We start from the raw sequence: 24,104 nt of genomic DNA, 5'->3' as shown, positions 1-24,104 counted from the left end.
CCGCGAACCGAAGGGAGACCCGTATGCCGACGGAGGAACCGCGCCTGCTCGTGGTCAACGCGGTCGGACTCACGCCCCGGCTGCTGCGGCACGCGCCCCGGCTGCGCGCCGTGGCCGACAGGGGCTGGCGGGCGCCGCTGGACACCGTCCTGCCCGCCGTCACCTGCACCGTCCAGTCCACGTTCCTGACCGGCCTGTCCCCCGCGGAACACGGCGCCGTCGGCAACGGCTGGTACTTCCGGGACCTGGGCGAGGTGTACCTGTGGCGCCAGCACAACCGCCTGGTCCGGGGTGAGAAGGTGTGGGAGACCGCCCGGCGCCGCCGACCGGGTTTCCGGACCGCGAACGTGTGCTGGTGGTACGCCATGGGCGCCACCACCGACTGGACCGTCACGCCCAGGCCCGTCTACCACGCGGACGGGCGCAAGTCCCCCGACTGCTACACGCGTCCCCCCGCCCTCCACGACGAGCTGACCTCCGAACTGGGCCCCTTCCCCCTCTTCGACTACTGGGGACCGGGCGCCTCGATCCGCTCCACGGAGTGGATCGTGGCCGCGACCCGCAGGCTGATGCCGCGGGCCGACCTGACGCTGTGCTACGTCCCCCACCTGGACTACGACCTGCAGCGGTACGGCCCCGACTCCGAACGGGCCCGACGGGCGGTGGGCGACCTGGACGCCGCCCTGGCGCCCCTGCTGGACGACGCCGAGGCCTCGGGCACCACCGTGCTGGTCCTCAGCGAGTACGGCATCACCCCCGCCGACAGGCCCGTGCACGTCAACCGGGTACTGCGCGAGGCCGGGCTGCTGGAGGTGTACACCCAGCACGGAATGGAGTACCTGGACCCGTGGGAGTCGCGGGCCTTCGCGGTCGCCGACCACCAGTGCGCCCACGTCTACGTCCGCGACCCCGCCGACGTGCCCCGGGTCGCCGACCTCCTCGCCGGGGTGGACGGGGTGGACCTCGTCCTGGACCGCGACGGGCAGGCGGAGCACGGACTGGACCACGAGCGCTCCGGAGAGCTCACCCTCGTGGCCGGTCCGGGCGCCTGGTTCACCTACTACTACTGGCTGCGCGACGGGGCGGCACCGGACTTCGCGCGCGGCGTGGACATCCACCGCAAGCCGGGCTACGACCCCGCCGAACTCTTCCTGGACCCCGACGACCGGTTCGTCCGGGCGCGCGCGGCGGCCAACCTCGTCCGCAAGAAGGCCGGGCTGCGCTACACCATGAACGTGGTCCCGCTCGACCCGGGCTGCGTGCGGGGCACCCACGGCCGCGTGCACGGGGACTCCGAGGACGGGCCCCTGGTGCTGTGCGGCGATCCCGGCTCGGCCAGGGACCGCGTCGCGGCCGCCGAGGTCCGCGACCTCATACTCGGCCTCGCCGGTGTGCCGGCACCGGCGGAGCCGTCCCCCTCCTCCCCGGAACGTTGAGGGGGTGCGGGCCGCCCCGGCCACGTCCGCGCCGGAGCGCCGCGGGCCGTCGCCCCAGACGGTTGCTCCGTCCGGGCGTTGGCTTTCCCACCTCCCCGGAGTGGCGTCAAACACTGTTAAAGGGCTGGTCATCGCATACGTTGCACTCATGAAGTTTATGAAACCGATACCTCACTTCACGTTTACCGCGACCTCGGGCCTGCTCCTCACCGCGGGACTACTCCTGGGCGGATCGGGCACCGCCGCCGCGGACACGGAGGGGGCGGTCGCCGACGCCCTCAACAGCGAGTTGAACGACGACATGGCCGGGTACATGACCGCCGACCGCGTCTCCAACGCCCGCGCGGTGGTCGAGGCGGCGCAGGAGCGCGGCATGGACCAGCGCGCCGCCACCATCGGGATCGCCACCGTCATCGTCGAGACCCACCTGGACAACCACCCGTGGGGGGACCGCGACAGCGTCGGCCTGTTCCAGCAGCGCGACCACTACGGTTCACACGAGCAGCGGCTCGACCCCACCTGGGCCGCCGACGCCTTCTACGACGAGATGGACTTCGTCTACCCCGACGGGAGCTGGGCCGACGAGCCGATCGGCGACGTCGCACAGGGTGTGCAGCGCTCGGCCTACCCCGACCGGTACCAGCACCAGGCCGACGACGCCGAGATCATCGTGGAGGAGCTCTGGTGACCGGGTCCCCCGGGTCGTGCGCCCCGCGTCTCCCGCCGCCGGGTCCCGGGACTCCGGGGCCGCGTGGACCCGGGGGCGCCGTGGGCACACGCCGCGATCAGGCCCCGCCCCCTGAGGGATCAGCCCCACCGGATCTCGGACGGGTTCCCCAGAGGAGCCCGCTCCGCCAGCGTCTCGGGCACGGTGATCGCCTCCGCCTCGTGCAGGTCCGCCGGGAACCGGAGGCGGCAGCGCTCCTCCACCTCGCTCAGGGCCACCTGGTACACGCGGAACTCGTCCAGCTCCAGGGCCTCGAGCTGATCGAGGTTCTGCGTCAGCAGGAACGCCGTGGCCCTGAGCCCGCCGTGTTCGCGGAAAGCGATGACCTTCCAGTACTCGCGCGGGACGCGGACCCCGCGGTGCACCCGGTCGTCGTCCTGGAAGACCGGCCCCGCGAACACACTCACCCTGAGGTCGTCGACCTCGGTGTCGGCGAACACGGCGTCCTCGAGCCGGCCCCACAGCCCGTTCTGGCTGCTCTGGTTGAAGTCCTCCATCTGCGGAGTGATGTTGGTGTAGAAGAACGAGTCCGTGTTGGCCTTCCCGGCCTCGGACAGACCGCCCCAGAGCAGGTCGGCCCGGCGGGCGATGTGCCCCCGGTCGAGCCGGTTGGCCTTGTACAGCTCGTTGCCGACCTGGACCTCGTCCGGGATCCGCGGGTCCTTGGAGAACGGGATTCCCCGGCGGGAGAGCTTCTTGAGCCCACCGCCGTCGATGTTCCAGGCCACCCAGTGGGGGAAGCGGCGCGACCCGCTCAGCGCCAGTGAGAAATGCGTGTAGGGGATGACCTCGGTGTCCCCGAGCAGGAACAGGTCGTGCCTGATCCTGGGATCGGCCCGCGGGACCGCCACGCGCGTCCCCAGGAAATTGGGGTTGTACCCCTCCAGGACCTCCACAGCCTCGGGGACGGGCGGTCGCAGGGTGATGCCCAGCTCCTCGAAGACCATGAGGGGGAAGCAGGCGAGCGCGTGCTCGTCCGGGTCCTCCGGGCGCTCCCCGGCGAAGTGGAGGCCGGCCAGGACCCTGCCCGGTCGGCCGTCGGGGTTCTTGAACATCCACGCCGACCCCGAGTCGCCGGGCAGGCTGATCTCCCCGTCCCGGGGCGGGTTGTCGGGGTCCACGCCGATCTCGAAGCAGAGCACGGAGCGGGGCCCCGCCCCCGGGTAGTTGATCTGGGCGAGCTTGAAGGGGCTTCGGACCACGCCGTGCGTCACACCGGTCGTACGGCCGCTCTTGACCACCGTGTCACCGATCTCCGGCTCGCCCAGTTCCTCCGGCGCGACGCCGAGCTCGAAGATGTCGGGGTCGAACCGCCGGTCCTCGACCGTGGCGATCGCGCAGTCCCCGGCGAAACCCAGGTGGGAGCGCTCCACCCTGCCGAGGCGGTTGCGGTCGGTGTGGGGGTCGTCGGCCCGGCCCGGTTGCACGACGTCCTCGCCCAGTTCACCGTCCGCCCCGTGCAGCACATGCCAGTTGCTCAGGACGTAGGGGGTCCCGTCGTGCCTGTCGAAGACGACGCAGCCGATGGTGCCCGCCGTGGCCCGGACGTGCCCGACGCTCACACCGGGGAGGGCCGGGTCGAGGCGCTTCGCGCGGGCCGAGCTCTCGGTCTCGGCCAGGACCCGGAACTGCGGCTCGTAGCTGCGTTCGAGCACCTCCGTGGGCACCTCGACACCGTTCACGACGACCGACTCCGGGAGCTTCCTCGTTCCCAGTGCCTCCAGTTCCTCCGGCTGGGCCTTCCTGTCCACGGTGAACTGGAGCGCGATCCCGCCCTCCTGGTCACCGTCCCCCCGCCTGCGGGCGATGCCGATGGACGACACGTTCGGATCCCTCAGGTAGCCCTCTCCGTGGGTCCGGATGAACTTCTTGAGGGAAGCTATGAGTTCGCTCTGCTCGGGCGTGCCCTTGGACGACGTGTTCTTGTCGGTAGGCATCGGAGTACCCCCTGACGGCACCGGGGCACAGGATCTGTCCGGAACTCCTGCACGTCTCGCCAGGCTAATACCGACAAAAATTGAAATTCTACCCATATAGGGCATCGGTGGGTCAGAGTCTCACCAGGTCAGTCCAGCCCCGTCCCGGCACTCCGCGCTCCCGGTTCGGACGGGTTCCGTGAGTCGCGCGGGCGAGGTGCGCCCCGGGCCGAACGCCCCTCGGGACCGCCCCTCCGGGGGTCCGGCGCGGCCGGGCGCCCGGCCACCGGGACGCGTCCCGGTGGCCGGGCGGGGGTCAGGCCAGGCCCCGGCGGGCCAGCAGCGGTTCCATCCGGGGCTCGCGGCCCAGGAAGTCCCGGACGGCCTCCATCGGGTCCATGCTCCCGCCCACGGACAGCACCCGCTCCCGGAAGCGGTCCCCGGCCTCCCGGACGGGGCCGCCGTTCTCGGTGAACCACTCCACGCTCTCGGCGTCCAGGACCTCGCTCCAGACGTAGGAGTAGTAGCCCGCGCTGTAGCCGCTGGCGAACACGTGCTGGAAGTACGCCGTCCGGTAGCGCGGCATGACCAGGGGGTGCAGGACGCCCGCGGCCGCCAGGGCCCGTTCCTCGAACGCGGCCGGGTCCGACACGGTCTCACCGGGCGCCAGGCGGTGCCACGCCCAGTCCAGCAGCGCGGCGGCCAGGTACTCGAAGGTCGCGAAGCCCTGGTTGAACTGACGGGCGGCCGTCAGGCGCTCCACCAGCTCCCCCGGTACCGGCTCCCCCGTCTCGTGGTGCCGGGCGTAGTTGGCCAGGACCTCCGGCCGGGTCGCCCACATCTCATTGACCTGGGAGGGGAACTCCACGAAGTCCCGCGGCACGTTCGTGCCCTGCACGCGCGGGAACCGCACCGCCGACAGCAGCCCGTGCAGGGCGTGGCCGAACTCGTGGAAGGCGGTCTCCAGCTCGTCGAAGGTGAGCAGGGTGGGACCGGACGCGGGCTTGGCGATGTTGAGGTTGTTCACCACGACGGGCCGCGTGCCCAGCAGGTGGGACTGGTCGACCAGGTTGTGCATCCACGCGCCGCCGCGCTTGGTCGGCCTGGCGTAGGGGTCCAGCAGGAACAGTCCCAGGGGCGAGCCGTCCGCGTCGAAGACCTCCCACACCCGCACGTCGGCGTGGTAGCCCCGCAGGTCGCCGCGCGGGGTGAACGCGACCCCGTACAGCAGGGTCGCCGCGTGGAAGACGCCGTCCTCGAACACCCGGTCGAGCTCGAGGTAGGGCCGCAGGACGCCGTCGTCGAAGTCGTACCGCTCCCTGCGCACCCGCTCGGCGTAGAAGGGCCAGTCCCACGGCTCCAGGTCGTGCCCGGCGTGCTCGGCCAGCACGCGGGCCTCCTCCTCGACGTTGCGCCGAGCGGGTCCGACCAGCTGGCCGAGCCGCTCCTCGACCGCCTCGACGGTCTTGGCGGTCTGGTCGGCGACCGTGTACGCGGCGTGGTCCCGGTAGCCCAGCAGCGCGGCGCGCTCGGCCCGCAGCGCCGCCATGCGCGCGGCGATCGCGTGGTTCTCCGGGGCGCGTCCGGCGCTCAGGGTGTGGATCAGCTCACGGGTGGCGCGGTTGGTGAGCTGGGCCAGGACGGGCTGCACGGTGGTGTTCAGCAGCGGGAGGACGTACCTGCCGTCCCGCTCGATCGCGCTCAGGCGGTCCTCGTCCAGCCCGTCCAGGTCGGAGGGGTCGTCGGTGACGAAGGCGGCCTCGTTGGTCGCCCGGACCACGTTGCGGCCGAACTCCGTGCTGAGTTCGGCGAGTTCGGTGTTCAGCTCCCGCAGCCTGGCCTGTCCCTCCTCGTCCAGGTCCGCGCCCGCCTTGACGAAGTCGAGGCGGTAGCGCTCCAGGAGCCGGGACTCCTGGGGATCGGAGGTGGTGACCCGCCGGACGCGCGCCCACAGGTCCCGGTTGAGCGTGACGGCGTCCCTGTGCCGCGCGGCTTCGGGGGCGATCCGCTGTTCGATCTCCTGGACGGCGTCGGTGGCGTCGGATCCGGCGAGGGTGTGCAGGACGGCCTCCACCCTTCTGAGGGTGGCGCCGGAGCGTTCGAGCGCCGCGATGGTGTTGTCGAAGGTCGCGGGCTCGGGGTCGCGGACGATCGCCTCCACCTCGGCCAGGTGCTCGGCCACTCCCGCCTCGAACGCGGGCAGGATGTGCTCCTCCCTGATCGCCGCGAAGTCGGGGAGCTGGTAGGGGAGTTCACTGGGGGACAGCAGCGGGTTGCCGGTCAAGAATCGTGCTCCTGGTTCGTCGGTACCGCGCGTGCTCCCCGCGGTCGTGTCGCGGTGGAGCCCGGTGGCGGGTGGTGTGCCCGGGCACGGAGGGGTCCTCGGCGGAACGGGTCCGGGCACCTGCTCGTGCCGTTCTACCCTGCCAACCGCCCTCCGATCATCTCCGCCCTCCGGAGCGGCCCCCGACCGGCCGCGCCCCCGTCCCCGTTCGCGCGGCACCGGGCCCCGACCCGATCCGCGGGCGGGCCGCGAACCGGGAGGGTGGCCCGTGTCAGGGAACATCCGCCGACCTGTGCACCCGTTGAACCCGGGAGGTGAGACCCGCCAACCCCACAACGAGGAGGAGCACACTAGCCCCCCAGGCCACGGCGTTGTCGGGATCGGACAGCAGCCACGGACCCGACTCCGGAAAGGTCTGAACATCCCACAGGACGATGTTGGCGGTCAGCACCGCGAGGGGAGCCAGTGAGGCGAGGTCCGTCCGCAGAACCAACCTGGCGATCAGGTACCCTCCGAGACCGGCGACGACGGCACGTGCCATGAGCAGGCCCTCGGGATTGCCCGTGACGGCGGCGGTGAGCCCCGCCCCGACCGAGACCAGGGCGGTCGCCGCCGTCCAGGCGGCGTCCCACATCCGCACGGGACGGTTCGCGGTGAGCTCCACCGACGTACGGGAACGGTCCAGACCGTGGTTGATCAGGATCAACCCGACGGTCACCGCCAGGAGTGAGGTGGGCACGGGAGCGCGGGTCCCGAACACGGTGGGGAACGCGAAGAACCGTTCCTGGAACGCGAGGCCCACGGTCCACGCCAGCGCCAGGGCCGCGAGTCCGGGAAGGACGGCCCGGGCGCGCATCCACCATCTCATGACGTGGCCCCGGCCTCGAAGTGCCGGGGGTCGAGGGTGTCGGGGTCGGGAGAGCAGGTCTCCAGGACCGGCCGGTTGGCCAGATACCACTCCCCCTGTGCCCGCGGGGGGAGGTCGAGCACCCCGTCCAGGTAACGGGCCGGTTCAGCCGGGATGGACGCGCGGTACTCCTCGTGGTCGGGGGTCTGGGCCACGGTACGCAACCAGGCGAGGACGGTCACAACGGTGTTCTCCGGGAAATCCTCGCAGGAGTCGGGAAGCGCGGCGGGCATGAACGCCTCCACGAAACCGGCGGCGACGACCGGACGCGGGTCGGCCCTGGGGACCAGCGGAATCCACATGCTGCCCTCGGGTTCCTCCATCGCCGCCGAGACGGTCGAGGGTGGTTCGAGGCCGAGCGCGGAGAACGTCCGGTGCTGACGCACGACCTCGGAGACCAGCGCCTCGTGGTCCGCGGCCAGCTCGGGCCACAGGCAGACCGTGACCCCGCCCACCGGAGCGTCGCACTCGATACCGGTACGCGGCACCACGGGATGGTGGTCCAGAGGACGCGCCACCCAGCAGCCGACACCGACGGCCATGACGACGGCGAGGGGACCGGCGAGGAGAGCGCGTCCCCGGTCCCGGAGCAGGACCGCGCACAGCCCTGCGGCCGCCAGACCGAGGGCACTGACCAGTGCCGCGCCCAGGGCACGCGGATCCACGGCCCCCCAGACCGAGGGATCGCCGAGGAAGCCGCCGGACAGGTACCGCGCCCACAGGGGGAAGGAACCGCTGCCCGCGGTAACGAAGTACCACACGTATGTGCTGGCCAGGCACACGGCCAGGGCCAGGGTCGGTGGCAGTGCGAAGCCGAGGAAGAGGCCCCAGCCGAGGATTCCCGTCAGGGCGGCGAGGTTGACCGCGATGACATGCCAGGCGGGCCCCCCGGGAGCGCCGAGGGCGATGGTGGCCATCATCGCGTAGGAGACGAGGGTCCCCATGAGTACGACCACGACCGTGGGGACCAGCGTCTCCGCCACCACCAGAAGACGGTTCCTGGAGGTGATGGCGAGTACGCGTGCCCGACGCAGCCTCGAGGCCTCCCAGGTGGCACCGAGCGCGGCGACCACCCCGGTGACGGACACGGCCTCCGACGCCACGGTCGTGGCGGTCAGCCAGTACCCGCGTGTGGCGAACTGTAGGCCGTCCTCCATGTTGATGGAGACGACGAAGGCGATCATCGGCAACGCGAGCCACAGGGACAAGCTGGTGATCCAGCGTTTCCGCGTGGTCATGCCGCCTCCCCGAGCACGGAGGCGTAGGCGGACTCGGCGCGCCGCTCGAGGCTGTCCCCTCCGCCGGTGGCGCGGGCGAGGAAGGCGTCGGCGGAACCGGTGAAGGGGCTGCGCCCCTCGTTCAGCACCACCACGGAGTCGAAGAGGCCGGACAGGTCGCTGGTCTGGTGCGTGGAGACCAGCACGGTGTCGCCCACGGCCAGGCCGTTCAGGATCTCGCGGAAGGCCGATCGTTGCGCGGGGTCCAGCCCGGCGGTCGGTTCGTCCAGCAGCAGGACCGAGGGTCGGTGCACGATGGTCTGCGCCAGTCCGACCCTGCGCAGTTGCCCTCCGGAGAGCTTGCCGGAGGGACGGTCGGCGAGGTCGGTCAGGTTGGCCTGACGCAGGGCCTCCCCGGAGTCCTTCCACGCCTGGGCACGGCTCATGCCCTTGAGCCAGCCGTGGTAGGCGACCTGTTCACGGACGGTCAGGCCGGTGACCGGAACGATCGACTGGGGCATCCAACCCACGGCCCTGCGTATCGGCGTGAGATCGCGTCGGCGGTCGCTGCGCCATGAGCCCACCCGAACATGTCCGCGTCTGGGTGGACTGACAGAGGCGAGCAGGCACATCAGGGTGCTCTTTCCCGCCCCGTTGGGTCCCAGGAGGACGGTGCAACCGTCCGGAATGCCAAGGGAGAGGCCGTCGAACACAGGTGGTGAGAACCACCCGTAGGAGAAGACGACACCGTCTGCGCTGAGGTTCAATTTCTCTGCCTTCGAATCCCGCGGTGGGGGCTTCCCACCGCGGGAATCCTTATCTTCTAGTAGGTCACCACGACGGCGTTCGCCGACCATGTACCATTGTAGTAGTTGTATCCGTTGATCTCGGTACTGCCGAAAGCGTAGTCACCCGACCGGCTGATCTGCCACGTACTCGTGGACGGCGCGCACCTGTTGGTTCTCTCGCCGATGACGGTATTGATTCCGGTGGTGCGCACCAACTGGAGGGTGACGTTCTGGAAACCGCCGGGGCCGTTGGTGCTGCAACCGGTGAGCCGGACCGAGGTGCTACCGGTGTCCGAGTCGTACCAAACCCGGGACTGCGGGGAGGACGACGGCGCCCAGCCGCTGATATAGCTGCTGAAGCTACCACCGAGAGCGGTGATGTCGATAACGGGATCGGCCTCGGCGGCGCTGACGGGGGCCGGGGAGAGGCCGAACAGGGCGGTGGCCAACGCTCCCACGAGAGCGGCGCGTCCGAGTTGGGTGTGCTTCTTCCTGAGCATGGTCATACCCGTTTCACAGAGGCCTGCATTGGGTCAATACGAATACATGGAGCCGGGGAGTAACTCGTCCCCACAGGGGGTTTATTCGATCCCAATAACTCCAAGCGCCTGGAACGCTACAGACACCCACGGGGGATGTCAACGAAACAGCCCATCCACCGAGCAGGCGAGAACCCCACCCACTCCAACCCGATTGAACTGGGAAGATCCCGTGGTTTTCCGGGGGAGTAAAGAATACGGGCAACAGTCGGATTGGCTTTCCAACGGTCGCGTCAAAGTGCTCCGGCGTTATGACCAGCGATTTCAGGAACTGGATTTCATCTGGGCCCGAGACCGGAACCCCGCCATCCGCTGGATCTGTTCACCCGCCGTCAGAGGAATGTTCACCCGGCGAACCGGACGGAACTCGGCGACTCCCGCGCTCACGGACTCCGCGTTGGTCGCGTGTTTCGGTGGAGAGCTCTCCTGCCTACCGTGGGCCGGGGGGCCGGGCGAACTGATCGCCGTACGGCGCGTACCAGACCGCCACCGCAGTTGGCGGGGGTGTCCCGGTTTGAGGCGGCCGGGATGACACAGCCGCCCCTCAGGTTCCTGGCGTGCGCGCGGAGAAACAGGAGGGGCGGCGTGCGGAGAGCCGAAAAGCACGGTCAGCGCTGGGCGGCGGGGAGCACCCCCGTGTCAACCTGGGAGATCGGGGTCTCGCTGAGGACGCCCTGGCAGACGTGGACGTCGTCGATCGCGCCGGACCGGTAGGCGTCACTCGTGCCCTGGGCCGGGGCGGGTCCGACCGCGAGGGGTTCCCGGGCGTTCCACGGACCCGGGTGGGTGGCGGTTCCCTGCGGCACAGAGAGCGGTCTCGCCCGTTTGCTCGTCGTGGGTGCCCGGCGGGTGGGTCCACACCCCGACCTCGGCGGTGTCGGCGGCACGGCTTCCCTGACCCTCGTCGAAGGTGAGATGGACCACCGGTTTGCCGGGTGGGGCGATGAGGAAGGAGCGGACGAGCACGCAGTCGGAGGAGTTGCCGGAGGTGTCGACGGTGCGAGCGTAGACCCCGTCGGGGCCCGTCAGGCACGGCGCGAGGGTCGCCGTCACCGGTTCGCCCGGCTCCTCGGGTGTGATCTCGTGGTGAACGCAGGGGTCGTCGTTGAGGGCGTAGAAGTAGCTCTGGACGTCCTCGACCCCGTTGCTGGGAAAGGTGAACTCGCCGGGCCGGCCGGGGGAACCGTGGAAATCGTCCCAGGCAGGGTAGCCGGTGGAGGTGACCTGGGGCTCCTCCACAGCGCGGGCGGGTGACGACAGGGCGGACAACAACGGACTGGACGTCACATGGGTGCAACATGCAGAAACACGCGAATCAGGAGAATTTCAGTTGCTTCGGCCACATAAAGCCACAAATTTGCGTTTAGCTCCCTCGCGCCCACACACAGAGATCACACCGGAGGCTCCCGCGTGTTCTCCCGGCGGGGCCGGTGTCACCGGCCCCGCCGCTCGATACGCCTGGTGCGCGACCCCGCTGAGCTCGTTGGGGGTCTCCTCCAGGGTGACGGAGGCGGTGACCTCACCGGTCTCCAGGTCCACGGCGTGGACCTGCTTCGTGGCGGTGTCGCTCACGTAGGCGGTGGTGCCGCGGACGAAGAGCGCCGGGCGGGGCTGCTGCCACTCCAGGGGCTCCTCCCACGCGTCCATCAGCTCGGTGCTGTCCACGACCTCCGCCGCCTCCGGGTCGATCACGTGCAGGCTCCCGTCGGTGCCCAGGACCAGGGCCTCGCCCTCCGGCCCGCGTCCCAGGGAGCGGAACGTGTAGCTGCTCGGCAGCTCCACCAGGGTCAGGTCGGCGTCCTCGGTGTCGACGAGGGCGACCCGCTCGGGACGCTCCAGTTCGGCGTCGGGGTCGGTCTCGTAGTCGCCGAGGACGATCGGGGACTCCTCGGTCCCGGCCTGGTTGCCGATGCGCCCGTAGTCGTCGGGGCTCTCGACCTTGGTGAACCCGCCGTCCCGGTAGAGGAGCACGCCGTCCTGGCAGCCGATGACGATGGTCTCGTCGGCCGCGACGGTCTCCCCGTGGACCCCGGGGCAGTCCTCGTTGCGCGCGGTCTCCTCGCGGTCGGCGTCCAGCGCGAGCGCGCCGACGCGCTCCTCCTCGTTCCCGGGGGTGACCAGCAGCTCCCCGGTACTGAGCTCGACGGCCACACCGTGGTGGGCCTCCTCGGCGGTGTACCGCTCGGGGTCCTCCGGCAGGCCCCCGGCGAGGGCGTCGCCGTCCAGCAGGGTGACCTCGCCGCTGCCGTCGGCGAACAGGACGGTCCGGCCCGCGTGGCGGACCACGTGCCCGGGGGTGTCGGCGGCGACGAGGCCGTCGGTCAGCTCGCCCGCGGCGGCGTCCAGGAGCCGGAAGCCCTCCGAGGTGGCCACGAACACGTGCCGGTCGTCGCCGGCGGGGTCGACCCGGTTGAACCCCTCCAGCCCGATGTCGCGGACGACCTCCAGGGTGTCGCCGTCCAGGACGTACAGGCCGCCGTCGTAGGTGGTCACGAGGGGATTGGCGACGGAGACGGCCTCCTCCCGCCGTTCCTCCGCGTCCTCGGGGGCAACGGCCTCCTGCGGCGCGGTTCCGCATGCGGTCAGGAGCAGTCCGGCGGACAGCAGGGCGGGCAGCGCCGCACGGGCCGGGAGTCTGCGTGGTGTGCTCGTGGGATGTCTTCTCTGCTCTCTTGTCGGGGTTCCGTCCCGGGGCGGCAAGGGGGCCAGTCGCCGTCGAGGCCGTCCGTGACGGCCTCGGTGTTGGCGCGCATCATCTCCAGGTAGGTGGCGGCGCCCCCGCCCTCCTCACTCAGGGACTCGGAGAACAGGGGGATGACCTCGATGTCCACCCCCGCCTCCTCGGCCATGACGGTGGCGAGGCGGTCGGGCTGGGAGGAGTCGGCGAACACGGCGCCGACGCCCGCGTCGCGCACCGCGTCGGACAGGGACTTCAGGTCCGAGGTGCTCGGCGAGGCCAGCGTGGTGCCGCTGGGGATCACCGTTCCGACGACCTCGAACCCGTAGCGCTCGGCGAGGTAGCCGAAGACGTGGTGGTTGGTGACCAGCTTGCGGTGCCGCTCGGGGATCGTCCCGAACTCCTCGGCCATCCACGCGTCGAGTGCCTCCACCTCGGCCGTGTAGGCCTCGGCGTTGGCCCGGACCGCGTCGGCGTCCACGCCCTCGACGTGCTCGATGACGTGCTCGGCGATGAGGTCGACCGCGAGGACGGCCCGCCGGGGGTCGGTCCAGAAGTGGGGGTCGGGCTCGCCCGCGCTGTCGTTCCCGGCCGGCCCGCCCTCATCACCGTGCCCGGCCTCCTCCGCGCGCCCCTCCCCGTGTCCGTGGTCGTGCCCGGACGAGTAGACGCGCGGGTCGACCCCGGCGCCGACCTCGAGGACGGGCGCGCCCGCCTCCTCGGCCGCCGTGACGTTGCGCAGCACGCCCTCCTCCAGGCCCAGGCCGTTGTAGACCACGAGTTCGGCGTTCTCCAGGGCGGCGGCCTGCGGTGCCGAGAGGCCGAAGGAGTGGGGGTCGGCGTTGGGTTTCATCAGGACGGTGACCTCGGCCTGGTCACCGACGACCTCCCGGGTCAGGTCGCCCAGGATGTTGGTCGTCACCACGACGCCCTCGCGTGCGTCGTCGCCGGGGGCGCAGGCCGCCGCGCCCAGGGCGGTGGCGCAGGCGAGCGCGAGCGCGACCGCCCTGGTGGGATCCAGCGGACGGGTGGCCATGTCGTTCACCGTCCTGTCTCGACCATGTGGTGGGGGGTGATCCCGGGATCGAAGGTCCGGGCCACGCGCAGGTCGTCGTTGTAGTCGATCTCGTGGATGAGGCCCGCCCCGGCGTCGTTGACGTAGGCGCGGCCGGTGTCCACCTGGATGACGGGGGCGCGCTCGGCGTCCACCCCGTCCAGGAGTTCGCGGGAGGAGTTCGGCTCGCCCGTCTCCGGGTCCAGGGCGTACAGGGTCCCGTCGGAGTCCAGGGCCAGGACGGAGGCGCCCTCGCCGACCGCCGACACCGCGACGGCGCCGGGGAGGCCGAGGCGCGCCCACCCGCCCTCGGCCAGGTCGAGGAGCCAGACGTCCCCCTCGGTGGAGACGGAGGCCAGCGGGGCGGAGCCGGGGCGGTGGTGGAACTCCTCGACGCGGCCGTCCGTGCCCTCGGGGTAAGGGATGGCCTCGCCGGTGAGGTCGCCGTCGTCCTCGGTGACCAGGAGGGCTCCGTCCTCGCAGCCGATGACCAGTCCCCGCCGCGTGACGGCCTGGCCCCGGGGTTCGGCGCAGGTGGCGTCGAGGGCCTCCCCCGGGCCCCCGTCGCGGTCGTGGACGCGGACGGCTCGCCCGGGTCCGCTTCCGGCCGTGACCAGGCGGCCCGCGAAGGGGACGATCACCCCGGTGCCGCCGGGTACGTCGGCGGCCTGGACCGAGCCGTCCTCCAGAGCGGCCCGGTCCAGGAGCGCGGTGCCGCCGGGGCCGGTGGGCGCGGTCAGCGCCCTGTCCGTGGCCGCCCGCCCGGCCGCCAGGCCGTCGACCGCGCCCACCGTGCGGACACCGGTCCGGTAGTAGTGGTCGTGGTCGCCGTGGTCGGCGGTCCACACGCCGCTGTCCACCACGAGGGTCTTCCGGTGACCGGATGACCTGAGGTAGGCGAACCGGCCGTCGCCGGCGATCCCGTCGACGCCCTCCACGGGTTCCAGGTCGGTGACCTCCCCGGTGATGGGGTCGAGCACCCGGACCTCGCCGCTGTCGGCGTCCGCGACGACCAGGCGCGCCTGGGGTTCGGCCGTCTCCTCCGCGCCCTCGACGTAGCCGTGCGGGACCTCCTCCTCTTGTCCCTCCTCGGTCGCGGGGGCGGTGGCGCAGCCGGCCGCCAGGAGCACGGCGCACAGGCCGAGCGCTCCGGGAGGGGCGTGCCGTGGGGATCTCATGTCGTCGTCGGCCTCTCCGGGGACGGGGTCTGGTCTGGTGCGTCGTCCTCGGCGGTCCGGCGCCAGCCACCGTGTGGGGTGAGCGCGGACGCGGCCGCCGAGGCGAAGAAGGAGGTCACGGCCACCGCCGCGATGGTGGCTCCGGCCGCCGTCTCCCAGTGCCAGGACACGAGCAGGCCGAGGAACGTGGCCGCGCTGCCCAGCAGTGCCGCGCCCAGCATGATCCCCGGGATGCTGCGGGCCCACAGGGCCGCCGCCGCGGGCGGGGCGATGAGCAGTCCGAACACCAGCAGGGTGCCGACGACGTGGAACGAGGCCACGACGGCCAGCGTGACCAGGCCGAGCAGCGCCGCGTGGGCCAGCCGGGGCGCCAGGCCCAGGGTGTGGGCCTTGCGCGGGTCGAAGGCCAGCGCGACGAAGGCGCGGTGGCCGGTGAGCGCCACGGCCGCCGCCACCGCCAGGGCGGGTCCGAGCTGGACCAGGTCGCGCTCGCGCACCGCCAGGACGTCCCCGAAGAGGAAGCCCGTCAGGTCCACCGCGAAGGAGGCGGAGTGGGACACGATGATCACGCCCGCGGCCAGCATCCCCACGAAGAGCAGGCCGATGCCGGTGTCCCGCGAGAGCCGTCGGGAGCGTCCCAGGGCGGTCACCCCCGCGGCCATCGCGGCCGCGGCCAGGGCCGCGCCGAGGAACAGGCTCTGACCGAGTAGCGAGGCCAGCGCCACCCCGGGCAGCATGCCGTGCGACATGGCGTCACCGAGGAAGGCCATGCCGCGCAGCACCACCCAGGTGCCCGCGATCGCGCAGATGAGCGAGACCAGGACCCCGCCCCACAGCGCGCGCTGCACGAACACGACCCCGAACGGATCGAACAGAGCTTCCACGGGAAGCACTCTATAATGATAATCATTATCGTTTTCACACCGGGGTGCTGGCAGAGGAGCGGGTATGGACGGCGCGGAGCTGGACGGCGTGTACGCGGGTTACCGGGGGCGGGACGTCCTCAGGGCCGTCGACGCCCGGATCCCGGCGGGCGCGGTCACCGCGCTCGTGGGCCCCAACGGCTCCGGGAAGTCCACGCTCCTGGGGGTTCTGGCGCGTACGGTCAGGCCGCGCCGTGGATCCGTGGTCCTGCCCGGGAGCGGGAGGGTGGCCTTCGTGGTCCAGCGCAGCGCGGTCTCCGACGCCCTGCCCGTCACCGTGCGCGAGACGGTCGCGATGGGACGGTGGTCACACCGGGGCGCGTGGCGCCCCCTCACCCGGCGGGACCGTGCGGTCGTCGCGGAGTGCATGGAGCGGATGGAGGTGACGGCCCTGGCGGACCGGCGCCTGGGAGAGCTCTCCGGGGGTCAGCGCCAACGCGCCCTGGTGGCCCGGGGGCTGGCGCAGGAGGCGGACCTGGTCCTGCTCGACGAGCCCTCCGCGGGCCTGGACCACCGCTCCCGGCTGCGCGTCCGCGCGGCCCTGGAGGACCTCCGGGCCGGGGGGAGGACGGTCGTGCACGCCACCCATGACCCGCGGGAGGCCGCCGACGCCGACCACTGCCTCGTCCTGGCGGCGGGCCGCGTGGCCGCCTCGGGCACGCCCGCGTCCGCGGCCGGGACCGTGTCCCCGGTGTGAGGGCGGGACGGCGGAGGCCACCGCTGGTTCCAACCCGGCACCGGAGACCGCGGGGCGGCCCTCCCGACGCGGAGAGAGGAGTGTCACACGTGGGACGCGCTCTCCGGGGAAAGCGACGCGCGGTCTTCTCGGCGGAAGATTCCCGACGAAACGGAAAAACCACCGAATGGCGCCTTCCCGCAGCTCAGGGCGTTCCCGGCGACGGGTGCCCCGCTCCCGCCGGGCCGGAGGAGAGAGCGGCCCGGCCGGACGGTTCCTCCGCCGGCGCGGCTCCGTCGGCGGGTCCTGAGCCGGCTCCGTTCGCGGCCCGCCGGGCGGCCTACGGGACGGCCGAAGCCGGGAAGACTACCCTGCTCCGACGGACCCAACGGACCCGAGGCAGCGGAGGCGGACCCGCCATGAACTCCCTCCACCTGGCCTACGCGGCCATCGGCATTCTCAGCGTGCTCCTGGCGCTGTTCAGCAACCGGACCCGGACCCTGCCGCTGAGCGAACCGCTCGTGGCCCTCCTGCTCGGCGTGGCCCTGGGCCCCCTCGCCCTCGACCTGCTCCCGATGTCGGTCGACACACGCGACTCCCTCCTGTTGGAGGGCACACGCATCCTCCTGGCGGCCTCGGTGATGACGGCGGCCCTGCGCTTCCCCGCGACCCACCTGCGCGCGCTGGTGCCCCAGTTCGTACTCCTGTTGTGCGTGGTCATGCCGCTGGCGGCCGCGGTGAGCGGCGCCGCCGCCCTCCTGCTGGGCCTGCCCCTGGCCCTGGCGGCGGTGGTGGGCGCCTGCCTGTGCCCCACGGACCCGGTGCTGGCCGCGTCGGTGGTGACCGGCAAGCCCGCCCAGCGCGACCTGCCCGAACGCGTGCGGGCGCTGCTCACCGGGGAGAGCGGGGCCAACGACGGGCTCGCCCTGCCCCTGGTCGGGATCGCGGTGGCCGTCGCGCTGCCGCTCACGGGACCCGGTGACGCGGTGGGGCGCATCCTGTGGGAGGTGCTGGGCGGCGTGGCCCTGGGCGCGGTCCTGGGCGCGGCGGCGGGCAAGGCCATGGAGGCGGCCACCCGCGAGCGGGAACTGGAGGAGGGGCCCTCCCTGCTGTTCACCCTGCTCCTCGCCGTGTCCGTGCTCGGTGCGGCGCGGCTGATCGGCGCGGGCGGGGTGCTCGCCGTCTTCACGGCGGGGGTGGCCTACAACGCGACGGTCGCCAAGGGGGAGCGCACCCCCCAGCAGAACGTCGACGAGGCGGTCAACCGCTACCTGGCCCTGCCCGTGTTCGTCCTGCTGGGCGCGACCCTGCCCTGGGAGGAGTGGGTCGCCTTCGGGTGGGCCGCGCCCGCCTTCGCGCTCGCCGTCCTGCTGCTGCGCCGCCCGCCCCTGGCCGCGGCGTTCACCCGCCCCCTGGGCCTGCGGCCGCGCGGCGGCGCCTTCCTCGGCTGGTTCGGCCCGATGGGGGTCAGCGCCCTGTTCTACGCGGCGCACTCCGCCCACGAGGGTGTGCGCGATCCGCGCCTGTTCGCCGCGGTGAGTCTGGCGGTGGCGGCGAGCGTGGTGGCGCACGGAGTCACCTCCTCGCCCTTCCGGCGGCTCTACGCACGCGCCGCGGAGCCGGGGTCCTGAGCGGCGGGCACCCGGGAGCGGCGGTCCACCGCCCACACGAGCAGGGCGAAGCCCGCGGCGAAGCCGAGCATGGTGATCCCCCCGCGCGGCCAGTAGATGTGGCTGTCCAGGAAGGACACCGCCGAGGCCAGCAGCACGGCCGAACCGTAGAGCGTATGCGGCCCGTGCCTCAGGTAGAGGGCTGCGCCCAGGGCCAGGACGCCGAGCAGGAGGGCGTAGGTGCCGACGTAGCCGAGTTCGTTGCCGATGCCGTACAGCGGGCGGACGAGCGGCTCGTGGTCGCCCTCGACCGCCCGCACCAGGGCGCCGGTGGCGATGCCCGCGATGGTGTCCAGCGCGGTGTAGAAGACCGCGTAGACGAAGGAGCAGATCCAGACGAGGACCACGGCCGGGCCGGAGGCGTCGCGGCCGGGGCGCCCCCACACGGGCAGGAGCAGGCCGACGGTGAGCAGGGGGAAGACCGGCAGCAGGCCGATGTGGATCCAGGTCCACAGGTCGGCGGTGCCCTCGGTGAGGTGGTGGGGGTGCAGCAGGCCCACGGCGGCGAGCAGGAGGGGGACGGCGCACACGAGCGCGGTGCGGAGGGATGTCGTCATGCCCTCGACGGTAGGCCGCGCCTCCGCGCGCCGTCGGGCGTGCGAACGGGCGGAACCGGGGGCGTGGTCGCACCACCGCCGGACGGGGGTGCGCCCCCCGGCGGAGTGACCGGACCTCATGCCGTTGACGAGTGGGGGTCCAGGACCCTGGCGGTGAAGGCCCTCAGGTGGGCCCGTATCCGCTCACGCGTCATCCGCTTGTGGCCGACGAGGTGCTCGACGAGGTCGGCGCGGGTGGCGGCGAGCAGGACGTGAGCGGTGAAACCGCAGTCGGTGAGGCCGGGGATCCGTTCCAGCATGGCCTGGAGCACGCCGTGCCACTGTTCGTAGTGCTCCGTCTCGTAGGGGCTGTCGCCGCCGGTCCCCTCCAGTGCCAGGGCGAGGTGGCGGTTGTCGAGTTTGAAGCACAGGACGGCGTCGAGGAGGGCGGGGACGCGCTGGAGCGGTGGGGTGGCGGGGCCCAGCGGCGGCGGCCCGTTCTCGGTGGCGAGCCTGACAGGCGCCAGACGTGTCTCGTACAGGGCGTGGATCAGACCGGTGCGGTCGCCGAAGCCACGGAAGAGCGTCGCCTTGCCAACGCCCGCCGCCGCCGCGATGTCGGCCATGGTGACCGCCGCGGGGCTCTCGCAGCGGGCAAAGAGCGCGTCGGCGGCGGCGAGGACGGCCTCCCGGTTGCGGGTGGCGTCCGTGCGTGGCTTGCGTTCGGGCATGCTACTCCTCCGGTTGCGAAGCGGACCACGGGTCCGTATCGTCGATCACGCAAAACGGACCCCCGGTCCGTATCGTACGGGCAGGAGAAACCCATGAGCCCATCCGAGAAGTCCACCCTGGTCATCGGGGCCACCGGTACCACCGGCAGTCGCGTCACCGCCGGTCTCATCGCGGCAGGCCAGCGCGTCAGGGCCGCGAGCCGGCGCGCCGCCCCCGTGGAGGGGGCCTCCCCCGTGTGGTTCGACTGGAACGATCCCACATCCTTCGGGGGCGCGCTCGAAGGCGTGGACCGGGCCTACCTCGTCCCGCCGCCCGGCTCCCTGGACCCGGCGTCCGCCATGCTGCCCTTCCTCCGCCAGGCCCGCGCCGCGGGGGTCCACCGCGTGGTCCTGCTCAGCTCGTCGGCCATCCCCTCCGGGGGCCCCGCCGTGGGACGGGTCCACCAAGCCCTGCCCGGACTGTTCCCCGAGTGGGCGGTCCTGCGGCCCTCGTGGTTCATGCAGAACTTCACCGGCGACCACACGCACGCCCGGACCATCAGGGCGGAGGGCGTCATTCGGACCGCGGCCGGAGAGGGCCGTGTCGGGTTCGTCGACGCCGAGGACATCGCCTCCGTCGCCGTGCACGCCCTGACCCGGACGCAGGCTCCGAACACAGCCCTGGTCCTCACCGGGCCGCAGGCCCTGAGCCACGACGACGTCGCGGCCGTCCTCACCGAGGTCACCGGTCGGCCCGTCACCCACGACCGGCTGACCTACGAGCAGGTGCGCGACCACCTGACCGCCGACGTGCCCTCCGAGTTCGCCGCGATGCTCGCCGGCATGGACCGCGCCATCGCCGGGGGCGCCGAGGACCGCGTCACCGACACCGTCCAGCGCGTCACCGGCCGACGGGCGCGCGACTTCCGCTCGGTCGTGGAACGGGAGACGTCGTGCCGCCGGACGGGAGCCCGGGGGCGGGACGCCAGACAGTACGGATGCTGACTTTCGGAACGGCGGTACTGGGCGTGGAGGATATCCACCGCGCCGCCGGGTTCTGGAGCCGCGCCCTCGGTTACGCTCCCCGCGACGGCCGCGTCGACGAGCGCTTCACCGTCCTCTGCCCGCCCGGCGGCGGGCCCGGTGTCGCGCCCCAGGTGAGCCGGAGCCCGGCGCGGGAGCGGCCCCGGGCGCACCTGACCTGTACGCCCGCGACGCGGCCGAGCAGACCGCCGAGGTGGAACGCCTGGTGGCGCTGGGCGCGCGCCGGGTGGCCTGGGACTCCTACCCGCCGGACCCCGACTTCGTGGTCCTCGCCGACACCGAGGGCAACGTGTTCTGCGTCATCGACACAGGCCGGGGCTGAACGGGTCCCCGGGCGCCGCCCGGGGACCCGCCGGGTCACCTCGGGTAGACGGCGTCGGGGACCGGGACACTCGCCCAGTCGGTGTCCGAGCCCAGGTGGAAGGCCGGGTAGGTCGGCTGGTTGTACGCGGTCTGCTGCCAGGCCACGCCCACCCGGTACTGCGGGTCGTGCATCAGGGTGTAGAGCCTGCGGTCGGTGACCTCGGTGCTGGTGAGGATGCGCAGCGCCGTGCTGTCCTCGGTGCGCAGCAGCAACTCCTCGCGCCAGTCGCCGAACACGTCCGCGACCAGGCCCGGGTTGCCCTTGGTCCCGTTGTTGGTGAGGGTGCCCTCGGCGGTGAGCAGGGTGCCGCGGGTCCAGTCCTGCACCCGCGGGTCCGAGGCGCCCTCGATGATCTGCGTGGTCATGTCCGCCGACCAGCGGATGCTCATGTTCGTGCCGGGGGTGCGGTTGCCGAGGTGGTCGCCGTCGGCGCTCCACAGTCCCGCCCGGACCTCGTCGCCGGGCGGCATCGAGGACCACGCCTCCAGACCCGGGACGTCGGGGTCGATGTCGCCGACCATGCCGCGGCCGGTGTCCACACCGGTGTATCCGCCGAAGAGCACCTCGCCGGTGGCGGCGTCGCGCATGGCGAACCCGTAGGGCGCGTACCGGCCGCCCTCGTGCACGGACCAGATCTCCAGGCCCTCGCGGGCGGGGTCCAGATCGCCCACGTGCATCGCGTCGCCGTGGCCCAGCTTGACGTACTCCCCCGGTACGGCGCTCTGCGGCGGCCCGTGGTCGTGCGAGGAGTACAGCAGGGACCCGTCGTCGTCCAGGGTCGCGGCGCCGTAGACGATCTCCTGGCGCCCGTCGCCGTCCACGTCGGCGGCGGCCAGGGAGTGGAAGCCCTGTCCGGCGAGGGTGCCCGTCTCGGGGTCGGTCCCCGCTCCCCCGTGCGGTGCGGCGTCGAAGGGGTTGTCCATGGGCACGTGCCCGCTGTCGGCCGTCCAGCGCTTGTGGAGGGACTCGCCGTCGAAGTCGTAGGCCACCACGGCCGAGCGGGTGTAGTAGCCGCGGGCGAAGACCGCCGAGGGGCGCTCGCCGTCCAGGTAGGCCACGCCCGCCAGGAACCGGTCCACCCGGTTGCCCGGTTCGATGCGGGCCATCGCGTAGTCGCCCCACAGAAGGCCGTCGTCGCCGCGCCCGGGCTCGTAGCGGACGGTGTCCAGTTCGGCGCCGGTCAGGCCGTCGAACACGGTGAGGTACTCGGGGCCGTGGACCACGAAGCCCTCGAAGTCGCGCAGGTCGTTGCGGGCACTGCGCGCGGGGGCGTACTCGTCGATGAAGAAGTCGGCGAGGGCCTCGGCGTCGGCGCGGGTGAGAGGGTAGTCGTAGCGCGGCTCCTCGCCCAGGGCCTCCTCCAGGGTGACGGGCCAGTTCCCGGCCGTGACCTCGGGGTGCCCGTGCCAGCCCAGGAAGACCTCCACGAGGTGCTCGTAGTAGTCCTGCGAGCTCATCCGGTAGTCGTCGTCATGGGTGTAGCCGGCCTCGACGTCCTCGGCGGGCATGGTCACGTGCGACGCGGTGCCGTCGGCGGCGAGGGTTCGGGTGCCCGGAGCGGTCTTGAGCATGATCTCCGAGCGGCCGTCGCCGTCGAAGTCGTAGACGAGGAACTGGGTGTAGTGCGCGCCCGCGCGCACGTTCACGCCCAGGTCGATGCGGTGCAGCAGCTCGCCGTCCAGGGTGTAGGTGTCGACGTAGGTGGTGCCGGTGTAGCCCTTCTGGGAGACGTCCTTGGAGTTGGTGGGGTCCCACTTGACCACGAACTCGTACTGTCCGTCTCCGTCCACGTCGCCGACGCTGACGTCGTTGGCGGTGTACCCGTAGTCCTCGCCGGCCGGGGTGGTACCGCCCTCGGGTTTGCGGAGGGGCAGGTCGTGGTGGCCCTCGGACCACACGGCGGCCTCGCCCTCGGGGCCGACCCCGGGCCTGCCGCGGGGAACGGGGACGACCCGGTACTCGGAGTCCGCGTTCCCCCCGGTGTCCAGGAAGTTGGTGCTGTCCCGGACGACGGCGACCACCCTGCCGTCGCGGTGGACGCGGAACGCGGGGCCCCGGAGCCCGGAGTCGGTGTGGCCGCCGACCTCGGAGGCCAGCAGCCGCCAGCTCAGGAAAACGCCTTCCTGGGCCTGGACCGCGACCAGGCCCCGGTCCAGCCGTTCCAGCTGGACTCCGGAGTCGGACCGCGGCTCGGCCAGGGCGGGGGTGCTCGCCGCCATCATCAGCGCGCACGCGCCCGCGAGCAGCGGACTTGTGCGCGGGACGGAACGCCGGGGGGTTGGCATGGACACGCCTCCTCGTAGAGCGGGAGCGGCCAGCCTACAAGGCAAGCGCTTTCCATCCAAGGCCCCCAAAGCTCCGGGAGCTCCCCCCGGAAGAGGCCGCGCTCAGGGCGGCGGGGCGCTGCTGCGGCGCACCACCAGGTCGGTGGCCAGGTCCAGGCGCAGGTTGGCGGGGGTGCCGCCGCGGGCCAGCGTGAGCGCCATCCGGGTGGCCTCCTCGGCCATCTCGGTGAGCGGCTGGCGCACGGTGGTCAGCGGCGGACCCATCCACCGGGCCACCGGCAGGTCGTCGTAGCCGACCACGCTGAGGTCCTCGGGGATGCGCACCCCCGACTCGCGGGCGGCCTCGTACAGGCCCATGGCCTGTAGGTCGTTGCCCGCGAAGACGGCGGTGGGCGGATCGGGCAGGCGCAGCAGTTCGAGGCCGCGGTCGCGGCCGCTCTCCACGTGGAAGTCGCCGTAGCGGACCAGGGCGGGGTCGGTGCTCAGACCGGCGGAGTCCAGGGCCGAGGCGTAGCCGTCGATGCGGGCCTTGCTGCACAGCACGTGGCGGGGGCCGCCGATCACCCCGATCCGCCGGTGGCCGAGTTCGAGTAAGTGGCGGGTGGCGATCAGGCCGCCGTTCCAGTTGGCCGAGCCCACCGAGGGCATGTCGGGCCCCGGGTCGCCCGCGGGGTCGACCACGACGAAGGGGATGCCGCGCGCGGTAAGGCGGGTGCGCTGTTCGGGCGCCAGGTCGGAGAAGACCAGGATCGCGGCGGTGGACTGGCGGGCGAGCACGGCGTCGACCCAGTCGTCGCGCGGGGTCTGGGCGCCCCCGGACTCGGTGAGCACGACGCTGAGGCCCTCGGAGCGGGCCACGCTCTCCACGCCGCGGATGACCTCGACCGCCCAGGCGCTGTCGAGCTCGTGAAAGACCAGGTCGATCATGGAGGAGCGGCCCCCGCCGGGGCCGCGGCGCCGCCGGTAGCCGTGGCGGCGGATCAGTTCCTCCACACGCGCCCGGGTCTCGCTGGCCACGTCGGCCCGCCCGTTGAGCACCTTGGAGACCGTGGGCACCGATACGCCTGCGGCTTCCGCAATTTTCGAGATCGTTACCGGCTCCGAGACGGTCGGGCGCATGGAGTCGGGGGTCGGGTCTGCACTCACGGTGCCTGATCCTACGCGGTCACGGCG

At 72.3% G+C, this 24,104-nt stretch carries 21 protein-coding genes; 6 read left to right on the top strand and 15 right to left on the bottom strand.

Translation table 11 applies throughout. The features are described 5' to 3' along the window. Positions 1 to 23: 23 nt before the first annotated feature. Complete coding sequence (locus FYW95_RS08450; RefSeq protein ID WP_159942852.1) at positions 24 to 1,436, top strand: alkaline phosphatase family protein; 1,413 nt, start codon at positions 24 to 26, stop codon at positions 1,434 to 1,436. Between the two features lie 157 nt (positions 1,437 to 1,593). Continuing rightward, entirely contained in the window at positions 1,594 to 2,124 is a 531-nt protein-coding gene (locus tag FYW95_RS08445; protein ID WP_159942853.1) for a hypothetical protein, read from the top strand. Between the two features lie 119 nt (positions 2,125 to 2,243). Here FYW95_RS08445 and FYW95_RS08440 read toward each other — a convergent pair whose 3' ends face one another. The 11 genes from FYW95_RS08440 to aztB all read right to left on the bottom strand — a co-directional run bounded on the left by FYW95_RS08440 (position 2,244) and on the right by aztB (position 15,607). Further along, positions 2,244 to 4,100 carry a DNA/RNA non-specific endonuclease gene (locus tag FYW95_RS08440; protein WP_159942854.1) on the bottom strand — a complete coding sequence of 619 codons (1,857 nt, stop codon included), beginning with the start codon at positions 4,098 to 4,100 and terminating at the stop codon, positions 2,244 to 2,246. A gap of 295 nt (positions 4,101 to 4,395) precedes the next feature. After that, entirely contained in the window at positions 4,396 to 6,363 is a 1,968-nt protein-coding gene (locus FYW95_RS08435; RefSeq protein WP_160050237.1) for a M3 family metallopeptidase, read from the bottom strand. 271 nt (positions 6,364 to 6,634) lie between these two features. Next, positions 6,635 to 7,231, bottom strand: a complete 597-nt coding sequence (locus FYW95_RS08430; protein WP_159942856.1) for a hypothetical protein — start codon at positions 7,229 to 7,231, stop codon at positions 6,635 to 6,637. Beyond that, positions 7,228 to 8,508, bottom strand: a complete 1,281-nt coding sequence (locus FYW95_RS08425) for a DUF7224 domain-containing protein (RefSeq protein WP_159942857.1) — start codon at positions 8,506 to 8,508, stop codon at positions 7,228 to 7,230. The genes FYW95_RS08430 and FYW95_RS08425 overlap by 4 nt, the downstream gene beginning before the upstream one ends. Further along, positions 8,505 to 9,344, bottom strand: coding sequence for an ATP-binding cassette domain-containing protein (locus tag FYW95_RS08420; RefSeq protein ID WP_159942858.1), 840 nt, complete (start codon positions 9,342 to 9,344; stop codon positions 8,505 to 8,507). The genes FYW95_RS08425 and FYW95_RS08420 overlap by 4 nt, the downstream gene beginning before the upstream one ends. Then, positions 9,311 to 9,775: a hypothetical protein gene (locus tag FYW95_RS08415; protein WP_160050236.1), complete on the bottom strand. Its 465-nt coding sequence runs from the start codon at positions 9,773 to 9,775 to the stop codon at positions 9,311 to 9,313. The genes FYW95_RS08420 and FYW95_RS08415 overlap by 34 nt, the downstream gene beginning before the upstream one ends. Positions 9,776 to 10,531: 756 nt before the next feature. Then, positions 10,532 to 11,083, bottom strand: coding sequence for a hypothetical protein (locus FYW95_RS08410; protein ID WP_159942860.1), 552 nt, complete (start codon positions 11,081 to 11,083; stop codon positions 10,532 to 10,534). Positions 11,084 to 11,140: 57 nt separating this feature from the next. Continuing rightward, positions 11,141 to 12,430, bottom strand: coding sequence for a zinc metallochaperone AztD (gene aztD / locus FYW95_RS08405; RefSeq protein ID WP_236567815.1), 1,290 nt, complete (start codon positions 12,428 to 12,430; stop codon positions 11,141 to 11,143). Next, positions 12,397 to 13,527, bottom strand: coding sequence for a zinc ABC transporter substrate-binding protein AztC (gene aztC, locus FYW95_RS08400; protein WP_159942861.1), 1,131 nt, complete (start codon positions 13,525 to 13,527; stop codon positions 12,397 to 12,399). Before aztC ends, aztD begins: the two co-directional genes overlap by 34 nt. Before the next feature lie 5 nt (positions 13,528 to 13,532). Beyond that, positions 13,533 to 14,723, bottom strand: a complete 1,191-nt coding sequence (locus FYW95_RS08395; RefSeq protein ID WP_159942862.1) for an ABC transporter — start codon at positions 14,721 to 14,723, stop codon at positions 13,533 to 13,535. Continuing rightward, positions 14,720 to 15,607: a zinc ABC transporter permease AztB gene (gene aztB, locus FYW95_RS08390; protein WP_159942863.1), complete on the bottom strand. Its 888-nt coding sequence runs from the start codon at positions 15,605 to 15,607 to the stop codon at positions 14,720 to 14,722. The genes FYW95_RS08395 and aztB overlap by 4 nt, the downstream gene beginning before the upstream one ends. Positions 15,608 to 15,671: 64 nt before the next feature. Between aztB and aztA the strand changes: the two genes are divergently transcribed. Together aztA and FYW95_RS08380 are read left to right on the top strand one after the other, a co-directional pair. Beyond that, entirely contained in the window at positions 15,672 to 16,343 is a 672-nt protein-coding gene (gene aztA / locus FYW95_RS08385; protein WP_160050235.1) for a zinc ABC transporter ATP-binding protein AztA, read from the top strand. A 398-nt stretch (positions 16,344 to 16,741) separates the two neighbouring features. Further along, the gene (locus FYW95_RS08380) at positions 16,742 to 17,953 is read left to right on the top strand and encodes a cation:proton antiporter domain-containing protein (RefSeq protein WP_159942864.1); all 1,212 of its coding nucleotides are present in this window, start codon (positions 16,742 to 16,744) and stop codon (positions 17,951 to 17,953) included. Here FYW95_RS08380 and FYW95_RS08375 read toward each other — a convergent pair. Together FYW95_RS08375 and FYW95_RS08370 are read right to left on the bottom strand one after the other, a co-directional pair. Then, positions 17,923 to 18,549 carry a hypothetical protein gene (locus FYW95_RS08375; RefSeq protein ID WP_201294768.1) on the bottom strand — a complete coding sequence of 209 codons (627 nt, stop codon included), beginning with the start codon at positions 18,547 to 18,549 and terminating at the stop codon, positions 17,923 to 17,925. The genes FYW95_RS08380 and FYW95_RS08375 overlap by 31 nt on opposite strands. Before the next feature lie 116 nt (positions 18,550 to 18,665). Then, positions 18,666 to 19,259, bottom strand: coding sequence for a TetR/AcrR family transcriptional regulator (locus tag FYW95_RS08370; RefSeq protein ID WP_159942865.1), 594 nt, complete (start codon positions 19,257 to 19,259; stop codon positions 18,666 to 18,668). A gap of 93 nt (positions 19,260 to 19,352) precedes the next feature. On the opposite strand from FYW95_RS08370, the gene FYW95_RS08365 reads away from it, so the two are divergent. Together FYW95_RS08365 and FYW95_RS28860 are read left to right on the top strand one after the other, a co-directional pair. Further along, positions 19,353 to 20,243 (top strand): NAD(P)H-binding protein, encoded by an 891-nt coding sequence (locus FYW95_RS08365; protein ID WP_159942866.1) that lies wholly within the window; start codon positions 19,353 to 19,355, stop codon positions 20,241 to 20,243. A 52-nt stretch (positions 20,244 to 20,295) separates the two neighbouring features. After that, entirely contained in the window at positions 20,296 to 20,604 is a 309-nt protein-coding gene (locus FYW95_RS28860) for a VOC family protein (protein WP_201294780.1), read from the top strand. Between the two features lie 35 nt (positions 20,605 to 20,639). Here FYW95_RS28860 and FYW95_RS08355 read toward each other — a convergent pair whose 3' ends face one another. Together FYW95_RS08355 and FYW95_RS08350 are read right to left on the bottom strand one after the other, a co-directional pair. Beyond that, the gene (locus FYW95_RS08355; protein ID WP_236567816.1) at positions 20,640 to 22,865 is read right to left on the bottom strand and encodes a rhamnogalacturonan lyase; all 2,226 of its coding nucleotides are present in this window, start codon (positions 22,863 to 22,865) and stop codon (positions 20,640 to 20,642) included. A gap of 168 nt (positions 22,866 to 23,033) precedes the next feature. After that, positions 23,034 to 24,050: a LacI family DNA-binding transcriptional regulator gene (locus tag FYW95_RS08350; protein WP_255459399.1), complete on the bottom strand. Its 1,017-nt coding sequence runs from the start codon at positions 24,048 to 24,050 to the stop codon at positions 23,034 to 23,036. Positions 24,051 to 24,104: the final 54 nt, after the last annotated feature.

The sequence above is a fragment of the Nocardiopsis sp. FR4 genome (assembly GCF_009830945.1).
In the GTDB taxonomy this organism is placed as follows: domain Bacteria; phylum Actinomycetota; class Actinomycetes; order Streptosporangiales; family Streptosporangiaceae; genus Nocardiopsis.
The sequence above is the reverse complement of the archived record's forward strand: the minus strand, read 5'-3'. Positions and strand labels throughout refer to the sequence as shown.